Annotated in this window: 10 protein-coding genes and 1 pseudogene; 6 read left to right on the forward strand and 5 right to left on the reverse strand. The window is 71.1% G+C overall.

The genetic code is table 11. The annotated features are described in order from the left end of the window. Nucleotides 1-113 precede the first annotated feature (113 nt). Nucleotides 114-485, forward strand: coding sequence for a hypothetical protein (locus tag AB0J09_RS50520; RefSeq protein ID WP_360708455.1), 372 nt, complete (start codon nucleotides 114-116; stop codon nucleotides 483-485). Between the two features lie 15 nt (nucleotides 486-500). Here AB0J09_RS50520 and AB0J09_RS50525 read toward each other — a convergent pair whose 3' ends face one another. Further along, nucleotides 501-764: a YciI family protein gene (locus AB0J09_RS50525; protein WP_360708458.1), complete on the reverse strand. Its 264-nt coding sequence runs from the start codon at nucleotides 762-764 to the stop codon at nucleotides 501-503. A 72-nt stretch (nucleotides 765-836) separates the two neighbouring features. On the opposite strand from AB0J09_RS50525, the gene AB0J09_RS50530 reads away from it, so the two are divergent. Together AB0J09_RS50530 and mmuM are read left to right on the forward strand one after the other, a co-directional pair. Beyond that, on the forward strand, nucleotides 837-1,484 hold the full coding sequence (locus tag AB0J09_RS50530) for a Crp/Fnr family transcriptional regulator (protein WP_360708461.1): 648 nt from the start codon (nucleotides 837-839) through the stop codon (nucleotides 1,482-1,484). Continuing rightward, nucleotides 1,481-2,347 (forward strand): homocysteine S-methyltransferase, encoded by an 867-nt coding sequence (gene mmuM / locus AB0J09_RS50535; protein ID WP_360708464.1) that lies wholly within the window; start codon nucleotides 1,481-1,483, stop codon nucleotides 2,345-2,347. Before AB0J09_RS50530 ends, mmuM begins: the two co-directional genes overlap by 4 nt. Before the next feature lie 55 nt (nucleotides 2,348-2,402). Here the strand turns inward: mmuM and AB0J09_RS50540 are convergent, their stop codons facing one another. Further along, nucleotides 2,403-2,831 (reverse strand): DoxX family protein, encoded by a 429-nt coding sequence (locus tag AB0J09_RS50540; RefSeq protein ID WP_360708466.1) that lies wholly within the window; start codon nucleotides 2,829-2,831, stop codon nucleotides 2,403-2,405. 83 nt (nucleotides 2,832-2,914) lie between these two features. Between AB0J09_RS50540 and AB0J09_RS50545 the strand changes: the two genes are divergently transcribed. Next, nucleotides 2,915-3,376 carry a MarR family transcriptional regulator gene (locus AB0J09_RS50545; protein WP_360708469.1) on the forward strand — a complete coding sequence of 154 codons (462 nt, stop codon included), beginning with the start codon at nucleotides 2,915-2,917 and terminating at the stop codon, nucleotides 3,374-3,376. 2 nt (nucleotides 3,377-3,378) lie between these two features. Here the strand turns inward: AB0J09_RS50545 and AB0J09_RS50550 are convergent, their stop codons facing one another. Beyond that, a complete protein-coding gene (locus AB0J09_RS50550; protein ID WP_360708471.1) occupies nucleotides 3,379-4,089 on the reverse strand; it encodes a lysophospholipid acyltransferase family protein in 711 nt (236 codons plus the stop codon). A gap of 148 nt (nucleotides 4,090-4,237) precedes the next feature. Between AB0J09_RS50550 and AB0J09_RS50555 the strand changes: the two genes are divergently transcribed. Next, on the forward strand, nucleotides 4,238-4,996 hold the full coding sequence (locus AB0J09_RS50555) for an alpha/beta fold hydrolase (RefSeq protein WP_360708474.1): 759 nt from the start codon (nucleotides 4,238-4,240) through the stop codon (nucleotides 4,994-4,996). A 46-nt stretch (nucleotides 4,997-5,042) separates the two neighbouring features. After that, the gene (locus AB0J09_RS50560; RefSeq protein ID WP_360708476.1) at nucleotides 5,043-5,480 is read left to right on the forward strand and encodes a hypothetical protein; all 438 of its coding nucleotides are present in this window, start codon (nucleotides 5,043-5,045) and stop codon (nucleotides 5,478-5,480) included. A 191-nt stretch (nucleotides 5,481-5,671) separates the two neighbouring features. Here AB0J09_RS50560 and AB0J09_RS50565 read toward each other — a convergent pair whose 3' ends face one another. Together AB0J09_RS50565 and AB0J09_RS50570 are read right to left on the reverse strand one after the other, a co-directional pair. Next, complete coding sequence (locus tag AB0J09_RS50565; RefSeq protein ID WP_360708478.1) at nucleotides 5,672-6,784, reverse strand: hypothetical protein; 1,113 nt, start codon at nucleotides 6,782-6,784, stop codon at nucleotides 5,672-5,674. A 37-nt stretch (nucleotides 6,785-6,821) separates the two neighbouring features. Then, a pseudogene (locus AB0J09_RS50570) lies at nucleotides 6,822-7,216 on the reverse strand (endonuclease/exonuclease/phosphatase); the annotation flags it as partial.

A 7,216-nucleotide genomic window follows, 5' to 3' on the forward strand; every position in this document is an offset into this window, starting at 1 on the left:
CTCAAGAGCCGGTTCGTCCCTCTGGCCGCCTTCGCCGTGTGTGTCTTCGCCGCGGGATGTGGCGAGGTCAACAACACCATCGACAAGGCCCAGCTCCGTGACGATCTCCCGCCGTGCCGAGCAGGCCCGGCGGAGGCAGGCCCGGCGGCGGCTGGCCACCGAAGTTCGCGCCGCGGCCCGCTCACCCGCTGGAGTCGGTCAGGCCGCAGCTGGTGGCCGAGCTCGACCGGCTCAAGGCGCTGCCCATGGCCGACCTGCTGTACCTGGCGGACCTGGGCTCACGGCTGGCGGCGCTGGCGGCGTACCTCGGAGGGAACGAGCAGTTGGAGGCGCTGGCCCGCGAGCTCGAGTCCGCCGAGCGGCCGGGCGCCGACGCCCAGGCCCTGCACGACCGCGCCGTGGAGGTCCTCACGACCCTCGTGGGCGACGACCCCGGCTCAGGTGGTGGAGGCGCCCGCCGCGGCCCCTTCTGGAAGCGCACCTAGGACGCGAGAGGGCGGCTACATGATCGGGCTCCACTCCTTCATGAGCACGATCTCGTAGCCGTCCACCGCCGTGTACGGGTCCTCTCTGAGGATGTCGCGCAGCTCGGCCTCGTCCGTCACCTCGTACACGTGGAGCGCCCCCGTGTCGTCCGCCCAGGGACCGGCGGTCACCAGCCGTCCCTGGTCCTTGAGCCGCCGCAGGTGCTCCCGGTGCGCGGGACGGGCCGCGAGGCGGCTGGGAGCGTCGTCGAAGGCCAGTTGCAGTACGTATCTCGCCATGCCCGCACGCTAGGGCCGGGGAGGCCGGGTGCTCAGCATCGCGAGTCACCGGGGTGGTGTATCACGGGATACATGACGTACACGCTGGCCGACCTGCCGATGCTCGGCGGGCTCGACGACGGGCGGCTGCGGGGGTTGGAGGCGCTGGCGCGGCGGCGGCGCTATCCGGCCGGGCAGGTGCTGTGCACGGAGGGCGATCCGGCCGAGCACCTGGTGGTGCTGCTCGACGGGCGGGTGAAGGCCGGGCGGGTGAGCGCGGAGGGCAAGGAGGTGGTGCTCGCCGTGGAGGCCGCGCCGGTCGCGTTCGACAAGACGGCGCTCCTCGTGGACGGTCCGCACCGGGCGACCCGGACGGCCTTGACAGCGGTGGAGGTGGCGTACCTGCCGCGGTCCACGGTGCTCGAGCTCGTCGCCGCCGAGCCGTCCGTCGCGGCGCGGCTGCTGCGCACGCTGGCCGCGACCGTGCGGGACCTGGACGAGCGGCTCACCGACGCGGCGGTACGCGACGTTCCCTCGCGCGTGGCCACCTGGCTGGTACGCCGGTGCGCGGGCGGCCGGGTGCCGCTCCACGCAGGGCAGGCGGGCCTGGGCGCCGAGATCGGCGCGACCAGGGTGAGCGTCAACCGGGCCCTGCGCGGGTTCGAGCGCCGTGGGTTGATCGAGATCCGCACGCGCCGCCGGATCGTGCGTCGCGCGGGTGCTCGTACCCTGGAGAAGTGACTGCACTTGTCCTGGACGGCGGCCTGTCCACCCAGCTCGAACGGCTCGGCGCGGATCTCGGCGACGAGCTCTGGTCCGCGCGGCTGCTGCTGGAGCAGCCCGACCTGATCAGGCGCGTGCACGCCGACTACTTCGCGGCGGGCGCCGACGTGGCCACGACCGCCAGCTACCAGGCCACGATCCCGGGCTTCCTGCGGCGCGGGCTGGACATGGCGGCGGCCGAGCGGCTGATCAGGTTGTCGATGGAGCTGGCCGGGCAGGCACGCGACGAGGCCGGTCGCGGGCTGGTGGCGGCCTCGGTCGGGCCGTACGGCGCCTACCTGGCCAACGGCGCCGAATACACCGGCGACTACGGCCTCGACGAGGACGGCCTGTTCGACTGGCATCTGCCGCGCTGGGAGATCCTCGCCTCGGCCGGGGCCGACCTGCTGGCCTGCGAGACGATCCCGTCGTACCCGGAGGCGCGGGCGCTGGCCAGGCTGCTGGCCCACACGCCCGAGGTGAAGGCGTGGGTGAGCTTCTCCTGCCGCGACGAGCAGCGGCTCAACGACGGCACGCCGATCCGCGAGGCGGCCGCGCTGTTCAGCGGAAACCCGCAGGTGGTGGCCGTGGGCGCGAACTGCACCGCGCCGCGGCACATCCCCGGGCTGATCTCGTGCCTGTCGGGCGGCCTGCCCGTGGTGGTCTACCCGAACTCGGGCGAGACGTGGGACGCCGGGCACCGCCGCTGGCTGGGGCTGGCCGACCCGGTGGAGTTCGGCCAGGCGGCCAAGGAGTGGCAGCAGGCGGGCGCGTCGCTGATCGGCGGATGCTGCCGTACGACTCCGGAGCACATCGCGCAGATTCGCGCCCACCTCTCCTGAGCGCGGACCCCGCGCACGCCCTGCTCGGGGTGCGCGGGGTCCGGGATGAGGAGCGCTAGGCGGTCACGGCCGCGGTGCTGCGGCGCCGGCTCAGGACGCTGTCGAGGGCCAGCGCGCCCCCACCGGTGAAGCCGATCGCCAGGCTTGCCGCCGCCAGCGCCAGGACGAACTCGTAGCCGCCCTCGCCGGCGCTGAAGCCGGCCCCGCCGTGCACGAACACGATGGCGCCGACCATGTCGATGGCCAGCAACGTGCCCGCGATCGGCAGCGCCGCGCCGAGGATCAGCGCCAGGCCGCCCACCACCTCCAGCACCGCCACGGCCGGCGCGGCCACGGACGCCAGCGGGATGCCCGCGGACTCGAAGAACTTGGTCGTGCCCGCGATCCCCATGGTCGCGAACTTCTGATAGCCGTGTACGAGGAAGATCACTCCGGTGGCGATCCTCGCGAGCAGCAGGACGACGGGGCGCGCCTGGTCGAGCATTCGATCTCCTAGAGAGTCATTCAGATTTGAACAACAACCCTAGCATCGATTGTTCAAATCTGAACAACACGTAGAATGAACCGGTGACGGACCCCCGATGGCTGGACGCGACGGAGATGGCGGCGTGGCGCGCCTTCCTGTCCACTTCCCACCTGCTCGAGCGGCGTATCGAGGAGCAGCTCAAGACCGCGGCGGGGCTGACGCACCCGCAGTACGAGATCCTGGTGCGGCTCGCCGACGCCCCCGGACGCCAGATGCGCATGACCGAGCTGGCCAGGGGCGTCGTGGTGTCGAAGAGTGCGCTGACGTACCAGATCACCCAGCTCGAGAAGGCGGGCCTGGTGGAACGCGCCACCTGCCCCAGCGACGAGCGCGGGGTGCTGGCGGTGCTCACCGACGCGGGCCTGGGCTGCCTGGAGCGGGTGGCGCCGGGCCACGTGGAGGTCGTGCGCGCGTACTTGATCGACCAGCTCAGCCGCGAGGAGCTGCACGCGATGACCACGGCCATGCAGAAGTCCGAGGCGGTGCTACGCGCCTCGGGGTGAGGTCAGTTCTTGGCGGCGGTAGCGGCGCGCGCGGCGCGTTCCATCTCGACCCGGGCGCTGGCGGCGTACTTGTCGACGTATTCCTGCCCGGACAGCTCCATCAGCGCGTACATGATCTCGTCGGTCACGGCGCGCAGCACCAGCCGGTCGTCCTCCATCCCGTAGTAGCGGGAGAAGTCGAGCGGCTTGCCGAACCTGACGCCGGGCCGGATCCCGAGCTTGGGCAGCGGCCGTCCCGGCGGCATCATCTCGTAGGTGTTGACCATGGCCCACGGGATGACCGGCGTCCGTGACTCCAGGGCGAGCCTGGCCACGCCGGTCTTGCCCTTGTAGAGGCGGCCGTCGGGCGAACGGGTGCCCTCGGGGTAGATGCCGAGGATCTGGCCCTCGCGCAGGATGCGCAGGCCGGTGCGGAGCGCCGCCTCGCTGGCCTTGCCGCCCGAGCGGTCGATCGGCACGGTGCCGACGCCGCTGAAGAACAGGCGGGTGAAGAAGCCCTTGATGCCGCGCCCGGTGAAGTAGTCGGCCTTGCCGAGCGAGATGACCTTGCGACGGATCTGCAGCGGCCCGAAGAAGTGGTCGGCGAACGACAGGTGGTTGCCGGCCAGGATCGCGGGCCCTTCTTTCGGCACGTTTTCCGCGCCCTCTGTCCACGGCCGGAAAACGGCGAGGAGGAACGGACCCAAGATGGCCTTGACCACCCAGTAGAACACCCCGGCACCTCTTCTCCAGCACGGTTGTGGGCGACCGTAGTCATCTTCCCATCCCGAACGCCATGCTCCTACATCAGCTCTCGCACAAACACCCCGGAACGTGCGACGATCGGGCAGTTCCGGGATGAAATTCCGTCAAGGAGCTGTTATGCCGCTCATGCCAGGCGCGGAGCCCTACCACCACGACGGAGGCCAGGTCGGTGTGCTGCTGTGCCACGGGTTCACGGGCACCCCGCAGTCGCTGCGACCATGGGGGGAGTTCCTGGCCGGGCACGGGGTGAGCATCTCGCTGCCCCGCCAGCCCGGGCACGGGACCACGTGGCAGGAGATGAACAGGACGCGCTGGGAGGACTGGTACGCCGAGGTGGAGAAGGCGTTCGCGGACCTCCAGGGACGCTGCCAGAATGTGTTCGTGGCGGGGCTGTCGATGGGCGGCTGCCTGGCGCTGCGCCTCGCCGAGGTGCACGGCTCGGCGATCAGCGGCGTGGTGGCGGTCAACCCGTCGATCGCGAACGACGTGCCGCTGCTCAAGCTCGCTCCGCTGATCAAGTGGTTCGTGCCGTCGGTGGCCGGCGTCGCGAACGACGTCAAGAAGCCCGGCGTGACCGAGCTGGCCTACGCCCGCACCCCCGTGAAGGCGGCCGCGTCGCTGCCCGCGCTATGGTCGCTGGTGCAGGCGGACCTGGCGAAGGTGACACAGCCGCTGCTGGTTTTCCACAGCGCGGAGGACCACGTGGTCAAGCCGACGAGCGTGGCGATCATCCGCGAGAAGGTCCCGCAGGCCACGATCGAGGAGCTTACCGATAGCTACCATGTTGCGACGCTGGACAACGATGCCGACAGGATCTTTGCCGGGAGCCTCGACTTCATCCGGACGCATGCCTCGGTACCCTTGCAGAGGGACTGATCGCACCCAGGGGGAAGTCGCGATCGTTGTGGAGAGGCCCATCTAGGTGACGCCCCAGAGTGAGGACGAGGTCTGGCGTCAGATCGTCGCGTCCTTCAACGACACCGCCGAGCTCGACTCGGCCGACCAGCCGTGGCCGGACAGCGAGAACGTCCCTCCGGAGCCCACCCGCCGGGTCGTGAAACCCTCGGAGGAGCCCGAGCCCGACGAGGACTCCGAAGAGGACGATGAGGACGAGGGGCACTTCGAGCCGCCCACGCCGCCTCCGCTGCCCAAGATCGACCTGCCGACCAAGGTGGCGTGGGTGGCGCTGTTCGGCGGCCCCGCGTACCTTCTGGTCGCGGCGATGGCGAGCTGGCACATGGAGGGATGGGCGCTGTTCACGGCGGTGGCGGCGTTCATCGGCGGGTTCGTGGCGCTGGTGGTGCGCATGGGCGACGGGCCGCCCAACGACTCGGGCTGGGACGACGGCGCCGTCCTCTGACCGCCGGCCCCCACCTACGCGTGGTCGAGGAGCCGCCCCGCGTACCCCCTGGAGCCCTGTTCCCTAAAGGATCCCAGCCCACGACGGCGGCATGGCCCCGCCGCGACGAGACGCCCTCACCGACCGTGGCTGAGGTCTCTTTGAGGGGGAACATAGGGACGACGCATCGGAGCCGCCCCGGGGCGGGAGCGCTACGACTTGGAGGTGACGGTCTTGGGCGCGAACGACTCGACCACGTCGGTGTAGCGGTCACGGGTGTCGACCGCGTGCCCCACGCCCCACACCGTGCTCTTGCCGGCGAGGTAGGCCACCGCCTGGAGCCGCACGCTGCTCCTGTCCTTCTGGGCGCCACCGCGGATGGTCTCGCAGTCGCCCTTCTCGCACCGCATCATGAACGGCTCCGTGGCCCGCGACGGATCGTAGCCGGCCATCCAGTAGCGGCCCTTGCCGTCGCCGGTCACGCCGTAGAGCCGGGCGTCGGAGTCGGGCAGCGGCTGCTCGCTCCAGCGCTTGCCGTTCCAGGTCAGCATGAGGGGTGAGATGTCGCCGGGCCCGCGGTAGACGCCGCCGACGGCCACCGCCCGCTTGGCGCTGTCGACCTGCAGATCACGCAGGTAGCCGCCGGGGATCGAGGGCACCGGCATGGACTTCCACGCCCCGCCAGAGTAGTGCACGATCAGCGGCGCCGAGCCCGTGTCGCCGACGGCGAACCCGCCGGCCACCGCGTAGAGCGCGCCGTTCTCCTTGGTCTGCTGCACGGTCCAGGAGTTGCCCTGGCCGGTGAGGATGAGCCCCTGCTTGTCGCGGCTGCCGACCGCCACGATCCGACCCGATTTGGCGTCGACGCCGCCGAGCCAGTCTCCTGCCCGCAGCCCCTGCGGCCTGACCCGGTCGAACCCCGTCACGTCGCCGTGGGCGATGTACGGCAGCCCGTCGTGCCCGTCGCCGACCGCCCACACATCGGACGGGGAGGCGGCGGCCAGCCCGCGCAGGTTTCCCGCGGACGCGGCGTCGCGGACGGAGATCTCAGACCAGCCGCTGCCGTCCCAGTGGCGGATGGTGCCGCGGTTCTTCCAGACGTCCCAGATCTCCTGCTGGCCGACGGCCCACACGTCGCTGGAGGAGACGGCGAGCACGTCGGAGAGCGAGCCGTCGGCCTGGAGGCGCACGCTGGTCGACTGCTGCCACGCCTCTATCGTGGCGGGGCGGCGAGGTTCGGCATGCGCGGCGGGCGTGACCTGCGTCAAGGCCACGGACGTCGCCAAGATCAAGGAGAGCGCACGCCGCTGAGAGCGACGGGTCATGAGCAAATGCTACGGGCTGGGGGGCGCCTCTTGCCCGTTAGTGCCCAACTCGCAACTCTGCGATAACGGGCAGATGGTCGCTGGCCCCGGCCAGATCGACGATCGGGGCGTCCACTCCCCCGCACGACATGACACGCGCGTCGCGCGCGGCGAACACGCCGTCGATGCGTAGCGCGGGCCGGGCGGCCGTGAACGTCAGGCCGTCGCCCTTGGGCGCCACGGCGTAGCAGTCGGTCAGCCTGGCGGCGAGAAAGCGCCAGGCGGGCTGGTGTGCCTGCTCGTTGAGATCGCCGCCGAGCACGATCGTGGCCCCGAAGCGGCCGGCCGCCCGCTCCATCAGGGCCACGGCCTCGGCGGCGTGGTGCATCCTGGCCGGGTCGTTCAAATCCAGATGGAGGGAGCCGACCGCCAAGCGGGCCCCGGCCACCTCCA

Source organism: Nonomuraea sp. NPDC049784 (assembly GCF_040659615.1).
Classification (GTDB): Bacteria; Actinomycetota; Actinomycetes; order Streptosporangiales; family Streptosporangiaceae; genus Nonomuraea.